At 65.9% G+C, this 17,708-nt stretch carries 17 protein-coding genes; 2 read left to right on the top strand and 15 right to left on the bottom strand.

What is annotated here, in order from left to right; translation table 11 throughout:
• Positions 1-74: 74 nt before the first annotated feature.
• The 11 genes from JHD67_RS02505 to JHD67_RS02455 form a co-directional block, all read right to left on the bottom strand.
• A complete protein-coding gene (locus tag JHD67_RS02505; RefSeq protein ID WP_199096963.1) occupies positions 75-377 on the bottom strand; it encodes an STAS domain-containing protein in 303 nt (100 codons plus the stop codon).
• A gap of 12 nt (positions 378-389) precedes the next feature.
• Positions 390-1,574, bottom strand: coding sequence for a methyl-accepting chemotaxis protein (locus tag JHD67_RS02500; RefSeq protein ID WP_199096961.1), 1,185 nt, complete (start codon positions 1,572-1,574; stop codon positions 390-392).
• A gap of 15 nt (positions 1,575-1,589) precedes the next feature.
• Positions 1,590-2,687 carry a chemotaxis response regulator protein-glutamate methylesterase gene (locus JHD67_RS02495; RefSeq protein WP_199096959.1) on the bottom strand — a complete coding sequence of 366 codons (1,098 nt, stop codon included), beginning with the start codon at positions 2,685-2,687 and terminating at the stop codon, positions 1,590-1,592.
• 109 nt (positions 2,688-2,796) lie between these two features.
• Positions 2,797-3,456, bottom strand: a complete 660-nt coding sequence (gene cheD, locus JHD67_RS02490; RefSeq protein ID WP_199096958.1) for a chemoreceptor glutamine deamidase CheD — start codon at positions 3,454-3,456, stop codon at positions 2,797-2,799.
• Positions 3,453-4,334 (bottom strand): protein-glutamate O-methyltransferase CheR, encoded by an 882-nt coding sequence (locus JHD67_RS02485; RefSeq protein WP_199096956.1) that lies wholly within the window; start codon positions 4,332-4,334, stop codon positions 3,453-3,455. Before JHD67_RS02485 ends, cheD begins: the two co-directional genes overlap by 4 nt.
• A gap of 2 nt (positions 4,335-4,336) precedes the next feature.
• Positions 4,337-6,049 (bottom strand): methyl-accepting chemotaxis protein, encoded by a 1,713-nt coding sequence (locus JHD67_RS02480; protein WP_199096954.1) that lies wholly within the window; start codon positions 6,047-6,049, stop codon positions 4,337-4,339.
• 26 nt (positions 6,050-6,075) lie between these two features.
• The gene (locus JHD67_RS02475) at positions 6,076-6,582 is read right to left on the bottom strand and encodes a chemotaxis protein CheW (protein WP_199096953.1); all 507 of its coding nucleotides are present in this window, start codon (positions 6,580-6,582) and stop codon (positions 6,076-6,078) included.
• A gap of 118 nt (positions 6,583-6,700) precedes the next feature.
• Entirely contained in the window at positions 6,701-8,386 is a 1,686-nt protein-coding gene (locus JHD67_RS02470; protein ID WP_199096951.1) for a methyl-accepting chemotaxis protein, read from the bottom strand.
• 169 nt (positions 8,387-8,555) lie between these two features.
• Positions 8,556-10,529 carry a chemotaxis protein CheA gene (locus JHD67_RS02465; RefSeq protein WP_199096948.1) on the bottom strand — a complete coding sequence of 658 codons (1,974 nt, stop codon included), beginning with the start codon at positions 10,527-10,529 and terminating at the stop codon, positions 8,556-8,558.
• Positions 10,530-10,665: 136 nt separating this feature from the next.
• A complete protein-coding gene (locus tag JHD67_RS02460) occupies positions 10,666-11,028 on the bottom strand; it encodes a response regulator (RefSeq protein ID WP_199096946.1) in 363 nt (120 codons plus the stop codon).
• 14 nt (positions 11,029-11,042) lie between these two features.
• The gene (locus JHD67_RS02455; RefSeq protein WP_199096944.1) at positions 11,043-11,420 is read right to left on the bottom strand and encodes an STAS domain-containing protein; all 378 of its coding nucleotides are present in this window, start codon (positions 11,418-11,420) and stop codon (positions 11,043-11,045) included.
• Between the two features lie 142 nt (positions 11,421-11,562).
• Here JHD67_RS02455 and JHD67_RS02450 point away from each other — a divergent pair, with 142 nt between their 5' ends.
• Both JHD67_RS02450 and JHD67_RS02445 read left to right on the top strand, forming a co-directional pair.
• Positions 11,563-12,702, top strand: coding sequence for a flagellar hook-length control protein FliK (locus JHD67_RS02450; RefSeq protein ID WP_199096942.1), 1,140 nt, complete (start codon positions 11,563-11,565; stop codon positions 12,700-12,702).
• The gene (locus JHD67_RS02445) at positions 12,699-12,971 is read left to right on the top strand and encodes a flagellar biosynthesis protein (protein WP_199096940.1); all 273 of its coding nucleotides are present in this window, start codon (positions 12,699-12,701) and stop codon (positions 12,969-12,971) included. The genes JHD67_RS02450 and JHD67_RS02445 overlap by 4 nt, the downstream gene beginning before the upstream one ends.
• A gap of 332 nt (positions 12,972-13,303) precedes the next feature.
• Here JHD67_RS02445 and JHD67_RS02440 read toward each other — a convergent pair whose 3' ends face one another.
• The 4 genes from JHD67_RS02440 to JHD67_RS02425 all read right to left on the bottom strand — a co-directional run bounded on the left by JHD67_RS02440 (position 13,304) and on the right by JHD67_RS02425 (position 17,708).
• Complete coding sequence (locus JHD67_RS02440; protein WP_199096938.1) at positions 13,304-15,235, bottom strand: AI-2E family transporter; 1,932 nt, start codon at positions 15,233-15,235, stop codon at positions 13,304-13,306.
• A gap of 97 nt (positions 15,236-15,332) precedes the next feature.
• The gene (locus tag JHD67_RS02435) at positions 15,333-15,803 is read right to left on the bottom strand and encodes a chemotaxis protein CheW (RefSeq protein WP_199096936.1); all 471 of its coding nucleotides are present in this window, start codon (positions 15,801-15,803) and stop codon (positions 15,333-15,335) included.
• Between the two features lie 52 nt (positions 15,804-15,855).
• Positions 15,856-16,971: a flagellar motor protein MotD gene (gene motD / locus JHD67_RS02430; RefSeq protein WP_199096934.1), complete on the bottom strand. Its 1,116-nt coding sequence runs from the start codon at positions 16,969-16,971 to the stop codon at positions 15,856-15,858.
• Positions 16,968-17,708, bottom strand: a complete 741-nt coding sequence (locus JHD67_RS02425) for a flagellar motor protein (RefSeq protein WP_199096932.1) — start codon at positions 17,706-17,708, stop codon at positions 16,968-16,970. The genes motD and JHD67_RS02425 overlap by 4 nt, the downstream gene beginning before the upstream one ends.

The raw sequence follows: 17,708 nt of genomic DNA, 5'->3' as shown, positions 1-17,708 counted from the left end.
CTCGGGCGCGAGCATATCGCGGGGCACGCCGTGTGCCCACATCGGTTGCCCCGCCCTGAGCGGGGCGCCGAGGTTCAATGCAGCACGAACAGCTTATCGAAGCCGGCCACGCGCAGGGTGCCGCGCAGGCTGGTGCCAGCGTTGACGATGCGGATATCGGCGCGGTCGGAGCCTGCGTGTTCGCGCAGCAGCATCAACATGCCAAGAGCGGAGCTATCCATGCTGGTAACTTCCCCCAGGTCGATTACGTAGCTGCGGGCCACGCGCCCACCCAGGCAGGCGTCGTGAAAGTCGCGATGCACGCTGAAGTCAAAGCGTTCGCCCAGCTGCAGGGTCAGGCAATCTTGTTCGGTATCGTGGTGAACGGTCAGGCTCATGGCAGGCATCCTTTAGAACAGTTCGATCTCACCGGCATCCATCGAGTTCTGCAGCGCGGGGCCACGCGAACGGATACGTGCCTTCTCGCGCTGGATCGCCAGGCGGCTGCGTACGCGCTCGGCGCGCTGTGCCAGCAGTTCGGCGTCGACGGAGCTGCAGGCCAGGTCTTCGATATCCCGCGTGCACTCGCTGGTGACTTCCTGCAACTCGACCAGGCGCTGGCGGGTCTGGTTGATGAGCTGGCTGAGGATGTCTTCGAACTGCAGCGAACGCACCGTGGTGGCAACGTCGGTGCCCAGGCCGCGATTGATCTCCACCACCTGGTCGGCTACCTGGCTGGTACGCGCATCGCTCTCGGTTACATGCGCCATCATCGCGTCGATGCCGCCCTTGGCCGACAACGCCACGTTCAGATCCTGCGAGGCCATGGTGCCGACCAGACCACGCAACTGTTCCATGGCGGAGCGGGCGCGTTCAACGTGGCTGCCGATCTGCTCATTGAATTGGTTGGAGTGGCTGGCGAGGTTGCGGATTTCGCCGGCCACCACCGCAAAGCCGCGACCGGATTCGCCTGCACGCGCCGCCTCGATGGCTGCGTTGAGTGCCAGCAAGTTGGTCTCTTCGGCAATGGTGTTCACGTTCTTCAGCAGGCCGAACACCGCGTCCATTTCCTTGGCCATGCCGTCGATGCGGTAGACGATGCGCAGGCTTTCGCGCGACATCTGCACCACCATGCCCACGAAGTGCTCCAACAGGTCACCGGTGCGAGCGGCGAAATCCTGCACGGATACCCCACCGTTCTGCACGTCGATGATCTGGCGCAGCAGCGATTGCTGCATGCCGGTCTTGCGCGAAAGGCCATCGAAGCCGCCGCCCAGTTCGGACACGGCGTCGCGCAACAGATCCAGCGCCTGATGCAGCTCGCGGGTCGCATGGCCCATTTCATCGACCAGCGAGGTGCGCACTTCTTCCAGCGCCTCGCGCACTGGCGCGTGATGCGCCAGGGATTCTTCCACCACCGTCCGCACCACCGGCGGAGTACGGCGCATTTCCACAATCCAGGCGGCGGCGACCAGCACGATCAGCACCGGCGGTAGCCATGCGGATGGCCATAGCAAGGTCAACAACAGGGCGGCGGCACTGGCGACCAGGCCGACCACGGGTCGCACGCGCATGAAGGTATAGATGGCGTCCATGGGATATCCGAACAATCAGGTGGCCGGCACAGCGGCGCGGAGAAGGGGTTGATGCGCCAGCGCGAGCAGGCGCGCGGCGATATGGTCTAGCGGAAGCTTTTCGTCGGCGGCGCCCAGCTTCCACGCGGCGCCGGGCATGCCCCACACCACCGAGGACTCCTCGTCCTGCACCAGCGTGCGGGCACCGGCCTGCTGCATTTCCTGCAGGCCACGCGCGCCGTCGTCGCCCATGCCGGTGAGCAGCGCGGCAATGCCGGCCCGGCCCACACTGGCGGCCATGGAACGGAACAGCACGTCCACGCTGGGTTTATGCCGATTCACCGGTGGCCCGTTGTGCAGGCGGCAGACGTACTTGGCGCCGTCCCACATCACCAGCAGGTGCTCGCTGCCGGGCGCGATGTAAGCGTGCCCCGGCTGCAGCGGCTGACCATCGCGCGCTTCGCACACGCGCATGGCGGAACAGGTGTCCATGCGAGCGGCGAACGGACCACTGAAGGCGGCGGGAATATGTTGGGTAATCACGATCGGCGGCGCATCGGGCGGCATGGCCTCCAGCACCACGCGAATCGCTTCGGTGCCGCCGGTAGAGGCACCGATGGCGATGATCGGGCTGCCGCCGCGCGTGCCGGCGGTCTGCGCGCGCGGCAGCACCGCGTCGGCGGTGAGTCGCGGCGGCACATCGAGCTTGCGCACGGCCGTGCGCTGGCGCGGCTTGGCGAGTGCGGCCAGCTTTACCTTGGCGCAAATTTCCTGCGCGCCTTCGGCAAAGGTGCTGGCAAGGTCGTTGCCCGGCTTGGTGAAGAAGTCCACCGCGCCCAGCTCCAGCGCACGCAGCGTCACTTCGGCGCCTTCCTGGGTCAGCGAAGACACCATCACCACGGGCATCGGGCGCAGGCGCATCAGGTTCTCGAGGAAGGTGATGCCGTCCATGCGGGGCATCTCCACGTCGAGCGTGAGCACATCGGGGTTGAGCTGTTTGATCTTGTCGCGGGCAATCAGCGGGTCGGCAGCCGTGCCGACCACCTCGATGCAGGGATCGCACGAGAGCATGGTCGACAGCAGCTTCCGCACGAGTGCGGAGTCATCGACCACCAGGACGCGAACTCTTTCCATTGCGTATTCGTCTCGTCTTCGTCGTGCGGCACGGGCGCGCTGCGCCCATGCCGGTAGGCCCGTGCCGGCGCCGGATGCTTGCCAGGAGTCTGCTGCCGCGCCCTGCGCGTCAGAACAGCTCCACCTCTCCCTTTATCGGATCATTTGCCAAACGCTTGAGGTAAAGCCGCTCGCCGTCCACCAGCACCTTGTCGGCGCGACCGCGCAGTTGACGCACGCGCACCTTGCCGGTGCTGGGGAAAAACTGCACATGACGCGGATGCACGTCGCCAAGGTCCTCGGCGCTCACCGGCAGGCGCTCGGCCTCCAGGTAGCGCCGCACGAAGGCGATGTTGCGCTGGCCGATGTCGGTCATGGTGGCCAGCACGCGGCCACCGCCGAACACTTTTACTTCCAGGTTGGCGCGCTGGCCGCCGGCCTTGAGGATCGCGTTGATCAGCTGTTCCATGGCGTCGTTGCCGTAGCGCGCCGCGCGCCCCACGGTATCGGCCCAGCTGCCGCGCTCGCCGCCCAGCGGCTCGGGCAGCATGAAGTGATTCATGCCACCCAGACGCCGCAAGCGATCGAACACACAGGCCGATACGCAGGAGCCGAGCACGGTGGAGATCATTTCGTCCTGCTGGCTGACGTAGTAGTCGCCGGGCAGCACCTTCACCGTGACACAGCCGTGAGCGGGGTCCCAGAAACGCCGCAGATGCTCGAAACCGGGCAATACGCGGGCGGGGTCGTAACTGGACCCGGCGGGAATCTGTACAGCAGGGACGCTCATGGGCTGCGTTTCCGGTAGACCGTGCGTCCGATCAGGTCAAAACTGTCATTGAGTCCGTACATGGACTCAGAGTGGCCAAGGAACAAATAGCCCCCTTCCGGCAGCAATCCGGCGTAACGCTGGAACAGGCGCTGCTTGGTGGGCTTGTCGAAATAGATCACCACGTTGCGGCAGAAGATCGCGTCGAACGGACCCTGCATCGGCCAATCGTGAAGCAGGTTCAGCGGCAGGATGCTTACGAGCTCGCGCAGACGCGGGTGCACGCACGCGAACTGCGCGTACTCCCCTTCCCCACGCAGGAACCAGCGGCGGCGACGCTCGTCGCTCACGCCTTCCAGTCGTTCGATGGGATACACACCCTTGCGTGCCGTCTCCAGCGCTTGCGGCGACAAGTCGGTGGCAAGAATCTTGGCGTCGACCTGAGCGCCATGTTTCTCCAGCGCTTCGGCCAGCACGATGGCCAGGGTGTAGGGTTCCTCACCGGTGGCGCAGCCAGCCGACCAGATGCGCAGGCGGCCGCCGTCCTTCTTCTTCTCGGCGATCCAGCGTGGCAGCAGCTCGTTGCTGAGCAAGTCGAAGTGATGCGACTCGCGGAAGAACGCCGTGACATTGGTGCTGATGGCGCTGGCCAGCTCGCCCAGTTCACCGTGCGGATCGCGCCGCAGCAGTTCGCAGTAATCGGCGAAATCACGCAGCTTCAGCGCGCGCAGCCGGCGCAGCAAGCGCCCTTGTACCAGCTGCCGCTTGTGTTCCCCCAGCGAGATCCCGCAGTGCTCGTAGACGAACGCCCGCAGGAACTCGAACTCCGCGTTGCCTAGTGACGGGCCACCCATGCCCGCCACGGCGTTGTTGTTATCCATCGTGGCGGCGGTGGTCATGCTCAGAATTCCTTCCAGGAACCTGCGTCAGCCGCTTCGCTGCGCGGCGGACGGGAGGCGGGCGACGAGCTGCCGCGCACAGCGGCGAACACCGCTTCGGCTTCTTCCATCACGGTCTGCGAACGTGCCTTTTCGCTGGCAACGGACGACTTGCTCTCGCCCACCTGGAAGAAGCTCACCTGGCGCGCCAGCTCACCGGCCTGCTCGTGCATGGCACGGGCAGCGGCGGCCGCTTCTTCCACCAAGGCGGCGTTCTGCTGGGTCATCTCGTCCATCTGCAGCACGGCGTGGTTCACCTGGTCGATGCCCGCCGACTGCTCCTGGCTCGCGGCGGCGATCTCGGCCACGATGTCGGTGACCTTCTTCACGCTGTCCACGATCTCCGCCAGCGCCTTGCCGGACTGATCCACCAGCGAGGAACCCACGCGCACCTTGTCGGCGCTGTCGTTGATCAGGCCCTTGATCTCCTTGGCCGCACCGGCACTGCGCTGCGCCAGGTTGCGCACCTCGGTCGCCACCACCGCGAAGCCGCGGCCCTGCTCGCCGGCACGCGCCGCTTCCACGGCGGCGTTGAGCGCCAACAGGTTGGTCTGGAAGGCGATTTCATCGATCAGGCTGACGATCTCGGAAATCTTGCGGCTGGATTCGTTGATCTCGCGCATCGCCGCGCTGGCCTGGGAGGCCACTTCGCCGCCGTGCTCCGCCTGGCGACGGGTCGCGGTCGCCAGTTGGTTCGCATGGCTGGCGTTCTCGGCGTTCTGCTTGACGGTAGAGGTCATCTCCTCCATCGACGAGGCAGTCTCTTCCAGGCTGGAGGCCTGCTCCTGCGTACGCTGGCTCAGATCGTCGTTGCCGCGAGCGATCTGCTGCGCCGCCGAGCTCACCGAGCCCGCGCCATGACGCACTTCGCCCACGATGGTGCTAAGGCGCTCGTCCATGGTGCGCAGCGCGCCGAGCAACTCGCCCAGCTCATCGTTGCGGGTCACCTTGATATCGTGACCCAGCTTGCCGGTCGCGATGTCGTCGGCCACCTTCACCGCCACGCCCAGCGTGCTCAGGATCGAGCGCATCAACAGCACCGCCATGATGCTGGCGATCAGCATGCCCGCCAGCAGCGCAGCGATGCTGAGCGCGCGGATGGCGTGGTAACGCGACACCTGGTCGTCGAAGATCTGCTTGGCGTCCGCGCGCTGCGCGTCCACCATCTTCGCCAGCGCGTCCTGGCGCTCCATCATCAACGGGCGCACCTGCATTTCCAGTAGCTCGTTGGCGCCGGTATCGCCCTGCTTGAGCGCATCGACCAGCATGCTCTTGGCATCGGCGTAGTCGGCGTCGGTCGAACGCCATGCGTCGTACGGCTTCTTGACCGCCTCGCTCATGGGAATGGCGGCGAACTGCTTCTTGAGCTCGTTCATTTCCGCCTGGATCTTGTCGTACTCGGCCAGTTTGGCCTTCACCTGCTCGGGCTTGCTGACCAGCGAGCTGGACTCACCCAGCAGGATGAACGACATCAGCGAGCGCGTGGAGATCTGGGAGGCCAACTGGGTCGGCACGATCTCCTCTTCGTAAATCCTGCCCATGCCGTTGTTCTGCATCTGCATGGAACCCAGACCGATCACCGCGCCGCCGATCAACATCAGGCCCAGCAGGCCGAACACCACGCGCAGGCGGTTGCGCACAGACAGCTGAGGCATCTTCAAAGCAAATTTCTTCATGACGATTCGACTTCCTGCTAAATCCATCAGGCCACGGCTTTCACATCAGAGGCAGCGGGCAGCGCCGCCTCCAGCATCTGGGCATCGTGGGGCTGCAACAGCTTGTCCACGTCCAGCAGCAGCACCATGCGCTCGCCGGTGGAAGTGAGCCCCTTGAGGTATTCGGTATCCACCGTGGTGCCCAGGTCAGGCACGGGGCGAATGGCGTCGTCGCTCACGTCAAGCACGTCGGACACCGCATCCACCACGACGCCGAAATGGCGGCCGGCCACGGTGATGATCACGGTGACGGTGGTGGCGGTGTAGGTTTCGCGCTCCAGACCAAAGCGCAGGCGCATGTCGATCACGGGCACGATCGCGCCGCGCAGGTTGAGCACGCCCAGCACGTAGTGCGGCGCCTGCGGAATGCGCGTGACCGGCGTCCAACCACGGATCTCGCGCACCGCCAGAATGTCGATGCCGTATTCCTCGTGGGCGAGGTTCACGGTGAGGTACTGCGACTGGAGCGCCTCGCTCCGGGTGTTATCGGACATGTTTGCCTCGTCGTCGGGACCCACTGCGCGGTCCCATTCGGAAACTGAATCGGCGGTAACGGGGGAAACTTGAGTGGCGCAGTAGGCGAAATGCCCTATCGCGCGTACGTGGATCGGCTTAGAAGTCGCTCCAGCCGTCGGCCGTCACCGCCTGCGGCGGCGCCGGCTTGAGCGGGCGCACGGGAGCCTGCGGTGCGGGGTCGGACGGCCGCCGGCTCGGGCCCTCGGAGAGCTCGTTCAAGCGGAAGTAGCGCACCTGGCGCTGCAACGCATCGGCCTGCTCCTGCATGGCCCGCGCGGCAGCGGCGGCCTCTTCCACCAGGGCTGCGTTCTGCTGGGTGACCTCGTCCATCTGCATCACGGCCCGGTTTACTTGGTCGATGCCGCTGGATTGCTCCTGGCTGGCGGCGGCGATCTCCGCCACGATGTCGGTTACGCGCTTGACGCTATCGGCAATGCCGGCCAGTACTTGCCCCGATTCCTCCACCAGCATCGAACCGGCGTGGACCTTGCCCACGGTATCGCCGATCAAGGCCTTGATCTCCTTGGCCGCACTGGCACTGCGCTGGGCCAGGTTGCGTACCTCGCCAGCCACCACCGCAAAGCCGCGCCCCTGCTCGCCCGCACGCGCCGCTTCCACGGCCGCGTTGAGCGCCAATAGATTGGTCTGGAAGGCGATGTCGTCGATCAGCTGCACGATGTCGGTGATCTGCCGGCTGGCCGATTCAATCTCGCGCATGGCGCCGCTGGTGCGCTGGGCCACCTCGCTGCCTCGCTCGGCCTGCGCGCGGGCGCTACGTGCCAGCTGGTCCGCATGGCCGGCGTTGTCGGCGCTCTGGCGCACTACCGAGGTCATCTCCTCCATGGAGGCGGCGGTTTCCTCCAGGCTGGAGGCCTGCTCCTGGGTGCGGTGGGACAGATCGTCGTTGCCGCGCGCCATCTGCCCGGCAGCGGCGGAAACCACCTGCGAACCTTGCTGTACCTCGTGCACGATCTCCGCCAGCTTGCCGCGCATGCGCTGTAATGCTTCGAGCATGCTGCCCGGGCGGAACTGCCGGTTTGCACCATCCTGTGCCAGGTCGCCATCGGCGATGCGTGCGGCCATGGCCATGGCGAAGGCCGGCTCGCCGCCGATGCTCAAACGAATGCTGTGCATGGAACGCCACACCACCGCGATCACCAGCAAGGCCACCAGCAGGGCGCGCAACAGGTTCACTTCCAGCATGCTGGCGAACTGGGCGTCGATATCCACGAAGTAGGCACCCGAACCGACATGCATGTCCCACGGCTTGAACCAGGCGGTGTAGGTCATCTTCGGTTCGAGCTGCTTGTCCGGCGGCATCGGCCATACGTATTCAGTGATGCCGGCGCCATTGGCGCGGTCGGTCGCCAGCATCAACTGGTACAGCGGGCGACCGTTGGGATCCTTGTCCTCACGCACGTTGCGGCCCACATCGCCGCTGAGCACCGGATGCATGCGCAGTATGTAGTTGCCGTCAAAGACGAACACATAGCCCTTGCCGTTGCCCCATCGCATCACGCGCAGTTCGGCCAGCGCGCGCTTCTGCGCCTCGGTCTCGCTGAATTCACCGGCCTTGAAGCGGTCGTAGTAGTCCTGCATCACCGCCGTGGCGGTGCTCACCTCGTCCCGCAGCGCATGCTCGCGTGACTCCAGCTGCTGACGCCGGCTGCCGATCGAGGAGATCACCGTAAGCGTGGTCAGCCCTGCCAAGACGAAGGCGACCACCAACCACACCTTGGCACGCAGGCTAAGGCGATCGACGTACTGCAAAGGGGACTTCATGAGGAAACCTTCAGAATGAAGAGGGCGGGATGCGATTGCCGGATTCATTCCCTGCACTGCTCTACACCGGCCTTGCGGTCGGTGGTCACGGCTTCCTGTCGCGACGGGTGTTGCTTACTAGGTTTTGCACGCCACCCCGGAGTGCGCCGGGACACCTTCGCGCGGGGAATCAGGCCGCTTTGCGGCGGCCCTGCATGCGTACCAGGCCGGCGATATCCACGATCAGCGCGACCGAACCGTCGGCCAGGATGGTGGCGCCCGACACGCCCTGCACGCGGCGGTAGTTGGCTTCCAGCGACTTCACCACGGCCTGTTGCTGCCCGATAAGGCCGTCGACAAACAGACCCACGCGGGTACCGTCGCCTTCCACCACGACCATCAGCCCTTCGTCGATGGCCTGCACCGCGCTGTCGCAGTTGAAGACATCGTGCAGGCGGATCACCGGCAGATACTCGTTGCGGAAGCGGAACAGCTCGCCGCCGCCGGCGACGCTGCGCACGGCTTCAGCGCGCAACTGCACCGATTCCACGATGGATACCAGCGGCACGATGTAGCGCTCCTCGCCCACGGCAGCGGTAAGCCCATCGATGATGGCCAGCGTCAGCGGCAAGATAATGGTGAACGTGCTGCCCTTGCCCTGCGTGCTGCGGATGGTGACCGTGCCGCCAAGGTCGGAAACGTTGCGGCGGACCACGTCCATGCCCACGCCACGACCCGACAGGTCCGTGGTAACGGCGGCCGTGGAGAAGCCCGGCTGGAAAATCAGCTCGGCCACCTGGTCGTCGGTCATGCCTTCGGCGCTGGCGATGATGCCACGCTGGATGGCCTTGTTGACGATGGCATCGCGGTTGAGGCCAGCGCCGTCGTCGGACACTTCCACCACGATATTGCCGCCGCGATGCGAGGCTTGCAGCTTGAGCGTGCCGGTGTCGCCCTTGCCGGAGGCGCGGCGCTTGTCCGGCGTTTCCAGGCCGTGGTCGATGGCGTTGCGCACCAAGTGCACCATCGGATCGCCGATCTTCTCCAGCACCGTCTTGTCCAGCTCGGTCTGCTCGCCGACCAGCTCCAGCTTCACTTGCTTGCCCAGCTTCTGGCTGATGTCGCGCACCATGCGGGGGAAGCGGTTGAAGACCGACGCAATGGGCAGCATGCGAATGCCCATCACGCTTTCCTGCAACTCGCGCGTGTGGCGACCCAACTGGGCCAGGCCCTGTTCGAGCATGGCCAATCGCGCCGGGTCAATCTCGCCGCCACGGAAGGTGTCGAGCATGGACTGGGTAATCACCAGCTCGCCTACCAGGTTGATCAGTCCATCGATCTTGTCGATGGATACACGCACCGAACTGGATTCGGCGCTGGATTCGCGCTGGGCGCGCACGGCCCCCACATCCGCCACCGGTGCCGCCGCGGCAGGCGCGGGTGCGGCCTCGGGGGCCGGCACGTGCTTGGCCTCGATGGTCAGGTCGCACTCACCCTCCACCCAGTCGAACACCGCACTGATATCCGCGCGCTTGGCGAGGCCCTTCAGCTCGATGATCCAACCCAGATGGCACTCGGTGGGCTCCAGGGCCGCCAGCGTAGCCGGCAGCTTGTCCAGCTCCGCGGCGACCGTGAGCTCGCCCAGCCCGGTAAGTTCGCGAATCAACCGCAGCGGATCGTTACCGCCCGCCAGCATGCCGGCATGCGGACGAAACCGGATAACCCAAACGTCGCCGTGATCCTCCGCGCGCCGCGCCTTCACCTCGGCGACGGGCGCGCGCCCCATGGCCGTCGCCAGCTCGGCACGCAACCCATCGGAAACCGCATCGTTGAGTGGCTGGCCAGCCTGAGCGCGGGCGAACATGCCGCGCAGGCAATCCACCGCGCGCAACAGCAGTTCGATGATGACGCTGTCGATGACGCGCTTGCCGCCGCGCACTTCGTCCAACAGCGATTCCGCATCATGAGTGAACGAGGACATCTCCGGAAAGCCGAAGGTGGCCGCGCCGCCCTTGATCGAGTGCGCCGCACGGAAAATGGTATGCACCAGCTCCCCGTCACCGCCGTTGTCCAGCGCGAGCAACGACGACTCCATCGTATCGAGCCCTTCCAGACTCTCTTCGATGAACACTTGTTGGAACTGCGCCAGACCGGCCTTGCTCATGGGGTGTTTCTCTTTGGATTGGCGCCTGCGGGGCGCTCCAACGGTGGCGCTATCCCGGCACAAGCCGGGAGCCCGCGCCGCTCCAGGGTAGGTGCACAGTCACGGGACTCCGGCCGGGACCGGAATCCGGCTCTGCTTAGCCCAGCACGCGCTTGACGGTGGCCAGCAGCTGTTCGGGGTCGAACGGCTTGACCAGCCAGCCGGTAGCACCCGCCGCCTTGCCTTCCATCTTCTTGTCCGTATGCGACTCGGTGGTCAGCATCAGAATCGGCACACCCTTGTACGACGGCATGGTGCGCAGCTCACGCACCATGCTGATGCCGTCCATCACCGGCATGTTCACGTCGGCCAGTACCAGGTCGAAGCTGCCGCCGCGCGCCACGTCCAGCGCCATCTGGCCATTCTCGGCCTCGCTCACCTCGTGACCGGCGCCACGCAGGGTGAAAGCCACCATGCCGCGCATCGAAGCCGAATCGTCCACCGCAAGAATCTTTGCCATCGTCCACCTCAGTTTCAGGCCGGCATCGGTGCCGGCAATTCCAAAGCCTTTGCCAAGCCGAGCACGCCGGCGGCATCGTGTATTGCTGCGCTCACGCCCAGCCAGGTCGGCGACTGGCCGCGTGCCGACGCTTCGCGCCGGAACGCCACCAGCAGCTGCAGGGCAGCGGTATCCACGCGTTCCACCGCGGCGCCGTCGAGCTGCACCGCCGGTGCATCGAACGCCTCGACCAGGCACGTCTTCACCTCGTCCAGCCCGGCCAGGCGAAAATCGGCCGGCAGCGCCACCGTACGTGCGTCGCCCTGACCCGCCTGCGTTATCGCCTGCTTTGCGCCCATGCCACCTGTTCCTCGCTGCGCCCCGTGGGCGTCTTCGTGGGTTGTATCGGCCATGGCACAGATCGCTTTAGCCGTGCGACGCACCTAAAAGCTGTGATGCGAGCCGCCAAAATGGCCCTAAAGTTCCCGCCAGGGCGGCCGATGACTAGGGCACGGATGGGCGCGTGCGCAACGCGCCCCCTGCAAGGAGCCTTGCTTGGTCATACAACCCACCAGTTTCGCCGCCCTCACCTGGGCCGGCGCCGCCTCCGGCAGTGCAGCGGAGAGTTGGCGCATAGGCACGGTGCTGGCTGCGCGACCGTTGGGCGTCAACCCGCAAGGCTTGCTGGTATTGCAGATTGGCGCCCTGGCGGTGGAGACCGAGGCCCCTCGTGGGCAACTGCCCTCGCAGTTTCAGGTGCGCGTGCTCACGCTGGGCGCCCAACCGCAGTTGGAGGTGATCGCGCCGCAAACCGCCGAGCCCGCCACCCAGCTCGCCATGCGCGAACGGCTGCCCCAGCAGAATGGCTACGCCCCCCTGCTGGCGACGCTGGCGGCGCTGTCCCAGCGCCCCGCGCTGCGTCAGCTCCCCCCCTATCTGCGCCCCGCCCTGGCCCTGCTCGAACACGGTGTACGCACGCCGGCCGAAATCACCCGCGCCGAAGGGCTAAAAGAAGCCATCGCGCGCAGCGGCCTCTTTCTGGAATCGGAACTGGCCGAAGCCCAGGTCAACATGGCCGCCCTGGGCCAGGAGGACTGGAAAGGCGCGCTGCTGCGACTGGCCAGCCTGCTCGATGATTACCTGCCCGGCCGCCGCAGCGCTGATAACGGCACGGAAACCCCGCCGCCGCTGCAACAACGCGGCCTGCAGGTGCAGCCGCGCATGGCCCTGCCGCCGGAACTGCTCGATGACGACGTGGACGTGCTGCTCGGCCGCCTCAACGGCGAAGTGCATGCGGCGCTGGCACGCGTGGAGGTGGCCCAGTTGGAAGCCACCACGGTACCGGCGTGGATGATCGAGATTCCCATCCAGGGGGAAGGCGGTCACGACATCCTGCAGATCCACCTGCAATACACCGCCGATGACGATTACCGCAGGGCCTGGGTGTTCGGCTTCGCCATCGACCTGCCCGCGCTGGGGCCGCTGCAAGGCGAACTGCAACTGCGTGACCTGCGCCTGTCGGTACGCTTGTGGGCCGAGCGTGCCAGCACGGTGGAACGACTGGAGCAGCAATTTGGCGCCTTGCGCCAGCAACTCAGCGGGCACGGGCTGATCCTGGATCAACTGAGCTGCCAGCAAGGGTTGCCGCAAACCAACAATCCGCACAGCGCCATACTGCTGAAGACCACCGCATGAGCACACCACTGCCAACTGCTCAACGCCGCGTCACCCTGCGCCTCACCGGAGGCCCTGCGGATGCGCCCGCGCCAGCCACGCTGCCGCCGGAGTCGCTGGAGACCCTGCTGGCGCGCGCCCGTGCCCTGGGCATTCCACTGCATCAGGATCCGCAGATGGCGGCCCTGCTCGCCTCCCTGCGCCTGCGCAACGATGTACCGGCCACGCTTTACGCCGCTGCCGCCGCGGTGATGTCCTGCATCTACGACGCGGCCGAACCGGAAAGCTGAGCAACACCCGTCCTACACGACGGCACGGTATCCCCGCCTTCGCCGGGATGGCAATGAACCGAGCACCTCCAGCGGCAAATTGGCCGTCCGCTTTGGAGCGCACCACACGCGCATCGGCTTGTGCCTCCCGGGCAAACCTAGCGAGTTAGGACCTACGTCCTCTCATTGCATCGCTTTCATCGCTACTTGAGAGGGCATGCATGGCTGCACGGAACTAGCCAGCCATGTCACGCGAATCCATTTGCAACAAAGATATACGCGCGCGCGTCACGCCCATGCGCGTGCACCGTACCCAGCATCACAAGCACGATCACTCGATAGTCGGGGCAAGACTACGGAGCGTCGGCCCGCCCTTGGGGGAAGCGTGCGATGGCCTGCTGCGCGGCTTGCTCCAGCGAGCGTGCCACTTCATTGAAGTCGGGATTCAGCGGCTGGGTGAGGTCGGGCTCCACCAGCGGCTCGGGCAAGAGTAGGCCGACCAGGCAGACCTGCGGAATCTCACGACGCAGGCGCTCGGCCAGGCGGTTGAGGGCGTCCTTTTCCGCGCTGGGCTCGCCGCTCACCAGGTAGGCCATCGACACCGCATCGGGCGTCATCTCCGGATGCGGCTCGGCGGCGAACGCGGCAAAGTCCTCCACCGCCAAATGGCGGGCATCGATCTGCAGGTCGCGCAGCACACGGGTGAGCAACTCGGCCGCCAGATCGTCCACCATCGAACCCAGGCTCACACATAGCACCACCGAACCCGGCGGCACCACCAACGGCCCCTGCCAGCGCCCGGTGGCGTCCTCGCGCTGCTGACGCAGGCTGCGGCCAATGCTGGTGCCCTCCAGTACCGATGGGCGATGGCGCCAGCGCGACCACTTGCGCTCCTTGCTGCTGAGCGACTCCAGCACGGCCGAAATGGTATTGCGTACCGCCGACTGCTGCGTGGGGTTGATGGTGCCGCGCGTGCGATCGATACGCGCCAGCTGCATCGCCGGCAACAACACCGCATCGCAATACGCGGCGAAGCTCTTGCGCTTCAGGAACTCGCGCGCCTCACCCAGAATTTCCGCCGCGTCGCCCGACAAGGCGCGCTGATACACCCGTTGCGGCAGGGTGAGCGCTGGCGCATCGCCCAGCAGGATGTTGAGTAGATCCAGCGCCTTCACATGACGCCCTGCCACCACCAGGCACAACGTGAGTGGCGTGGACATCAGCAGGCCCACCGGGCCCCACAGCCAGCTCCAGAAAATGGCCGATACCACGACGGCGAGCGGCGACAGGCCCGTGGTGTGACCGTAGAGAAACGGTTCGATCAACTGGGACACGACCAGCTCCACGACCACGTAGAGCGTCACCGTCATCAGCAGCAGCGACCATCCCGGCGACACCGCGGCCGCGAACAGCGCCACCAGCGCGGCCACCAGCCAGACGCCGATGTAGGGCACGAAACGCATCGCGGCGGTGAGCGCACCCCAAAGTGGCGCACTGGGTACGCCAATCAGCGTCAACCCCAGCCAGACCGCCACGCCCACGCCGAAATTGACCGAGAACGTGGAAAGGAAAAAGCGCGACAGCCGCTCGCCCGCATCGTTGATCGCCGCCGTGGTGGCACGCAGGTCCGAGCCGCCGGTCAAGCGAATAAAACGATCGCGCAGCGACTCGTGCTCCAGCAGCACAAAGATCAGCACCACCAGCACGATGCCGGCCGTTTCCACGGGCGTCCACGCGGCACTCAGCACGCGCGTGACGATGCCCACCGGGGTGGACGGCGTATGCGTGGGCACCTGCGCGGGCTTGGCGCCTGCAGGCAAGCTGAGATACGGCGGCAGCGCAAAAGGCGCGGCGGTACTGGCCGATGCCGGCGCAGGCGACGTGCCCTGATCCTCCATCACCTTGCCCAATTCGCCCCGCATGAAATCCAGCCGCCCCAGGGTTTCCCCGCGCAGCGCCTGCACCTTGGCGTGGATGGTCACCTCGTACTGCGGCAGGCTGCGTGCCACGTGCACCAGCTGCGAGCCAATGATGGTGGTCATGCCGGTGACCACTACCACCAGCGCGACCACGGCAATCAGCACCGAGGCGGCATGGCCAAAGCCAAGGCGCCGATAGAGACGGACCCACGGCGCCATCAAAAGGCTGAGGAACAGCGCCAGCACGATCGGCACCAGCACTTCACGACCGAAGTACAGCAGGGCCAGCACACAAGCCGCCGCGATGATGACCACCGCGCGCTGGCTGGCCGAAACGGCGGACGAAGCCGGTACTTGCGAAGACATCGGGCGCTCTCCTGGCGGGTCCCTCATGGGGATACGCGCCAGCCCTCGCTGGGAGCGGCGCGAACCCAAGCATAGCCGCGCCAGCGACAAGGATGGATCAGGCCGCGTCCTGCTCCTGCGGGAGACGGCACAGACGGCGTACGTCGAGCAGTGCGACAAAACCGCCCTGCCACGGATAGACGCCGAACACCGGCTCATCCATGCGCACCACGCCGCCCGGCGGCGGCGGCGCGATGTCCTTGGTAACCACCGAGATCAGGTCGCCAATGGCATCCACGCGCAAACCCACCAGGTGCACGCCATGCGACAACATCACCAGGCGCACCTGCGAGGAATCGCCACCGCGCTCCACCGGCATACCCAGGCGATGCCGGCCGTCGAGTACCGGCACGATGCGGCCGCGCAGATGGCGGATGCCGAGCAGGTCGGATGCCGCACCCGGCACCGGGGTAAGTTCGCCGTCGCGGATCACTTCGCTGACCTGCGTGAGCGGCGCGGCATACAGCTGCCCCCCCAGACGGAAGGAAAGCCAGCGTTCGTCCGCGCCTTGGATCGGGTTGGGGTTCACGACTTCAACTCCCTCGGATACGTCGATGCCGCGCGTGGTGCGGCATGGTGGATTACGGGCCGTGTTCCGGCGTGGTCAGGCGCGGTGCGCCCAGCGTCATGGCGCCAGCGGTAGCGCCGGGCAGCGCGCGACGCGCGTCGTCGGTGGCGGGCGCGGCAACCGGCGGCACACTCATCGGCGGGTGCACCAGCAACACCTTGTTTGCCGGCAGCGCATCGGCCGCGCCCAATGGCGCCTTGGCCAGGGCTTGCACCATCGGCAGCGTGCCGCCGACCGAGGTGGCCGATGCGGGCGTGTCGTCGTTGCCGGCGAACTGGCCCTTCTGCGCGTCGTTGAAGAGGCGGTGGGGCGCGGCGTCCTCGCTGAGGATCACCACCAGCACGCGGCGATTGTGGTTGCGCCCGTCTTCGGTGCTGTTGTCGGCGCTGGGGCGATATTCGCTCCAGCCGACGATGCCCAGCCGCTGCGGATCGACACCGTGTTCGGAGAACATTCGCGCCACGCTGGCGGCGCGCGCGGCAGACAGCTCCCAGTTGGAGGGATACAACGCCGTGTTGATCGGGCGATCGTCCGTATAGCCCTCGATGCGTACGGGGTTGGGGAATGGCTGGAGGATCGTAGCCAGCTGGTCGAGCACGGGATCGGCCTGCTCGGAAATCTTGGCCACCCCGCTGGGAAACAGGATGTCCGTGCGCAGTTCGATCTCCAGCCACGAGGTGGTCTTGCGCACCACCACCATCTGCTTGTCGATCAAGGGCTGCAGCGCGCGCTGCACCTGATCGCGGATCACTTCCAGGTTGCGACGCTGATCGCGCATCTGCGCCGCCACGCGAACATCCGCCACGCGCATGGGTGAAGGGCGGGCGGGAATGGGTACGTTAAGCGGATCGGCCGCGGCACCGGGCTGACCCGACGGCGAAGCCATCGCCGGGTCCACGTTGCGCGGTTTGGCGCGCGCTTCGGGCATGGGGGCAATGACGTGACTGGAGCCGTTGAACGCCTCGATGATCGACTCGGACATCACGCGGTACTTGCCCTCGTTGACCACCGAAACGGCGTACATCACCACGAAGAATGCGAGCAGCAGCGTCATCAGGTCGGCATAGGGAATGGCCCATGCCTCGTGGTTGACGTGATCCTCGTGGTGCTTTTTGGAGCGGCCTTTCACGGCAGGTAACCCTGCAATTTGGATTCGATCTGGCGCGGATTGCTGCCTTCGGCGATGGCGACCAAGCCTTCCACCAGGATCTCGCGCATCTGTGTCTGCTTGTGGATCAGGCCTTTCAGGCGCGCGGCCATCGGCAGCATCAGCAGGTTGGCCAGCGCCACGCCGTAGATGGTCGCCACGAAGGCCGCCGCGATGCCGTGGCCGAGCTTGCTGGGGTCGGCCAGGTTCTGCATCACCGCCATCAAGCCCATCACCGCGCCGATGATGCCCATGGTGGGCGAGAAGATACCGGCGTTCTCGAACACCTTGGCGGCGGCAAGATCGGCGTGCTCGCGCGCGCCCACTTCCACTTCCAGCACACCGCGGATCGCATCCGGCTCACTGCCGTCGACCAGCAGTTGCAGGCCCTTGCGCACGAAATTGTCGCTTTCCGATTCGATCTGCGGCTCCAGGCCGAGCAGGCCCTGGCGACGGGAGATTTCGCTCCAGCCGACGATGCGGCTGATCAGGTCGGCCGGCTGGTGATGCGGCGGCTTGTACACCATGGGGAACATGCCCATGGCCTGCTTGAGCGTCTTGCCCTGGTTCTGCACCAGCAAGGCGGCGATGGTGCCGAGAAACACGATCACGAACGCGGCCGGATTCCACAGCGCTTCCACGCTGGAACCCTTGAGGATGGTGCCGACGATCACCACCACGAAGGCCAGGATCGTACCGATGAGACTTACCAGGTCCAT

Origin of the sequence: Dyella sp. ASV21 (assembly GCF_016428975.1) — a bacterium.
Lineage (GTDB): Bacteria > Pseudomonadota > Gammaproteobacteria > Xanthomonadales > Rhodanobacteraceae > Dyella.
Note: the sequence above shows the minus strand (reverse complement) of the source record. Positions and strands in the feature narration are given on the sequence as shown.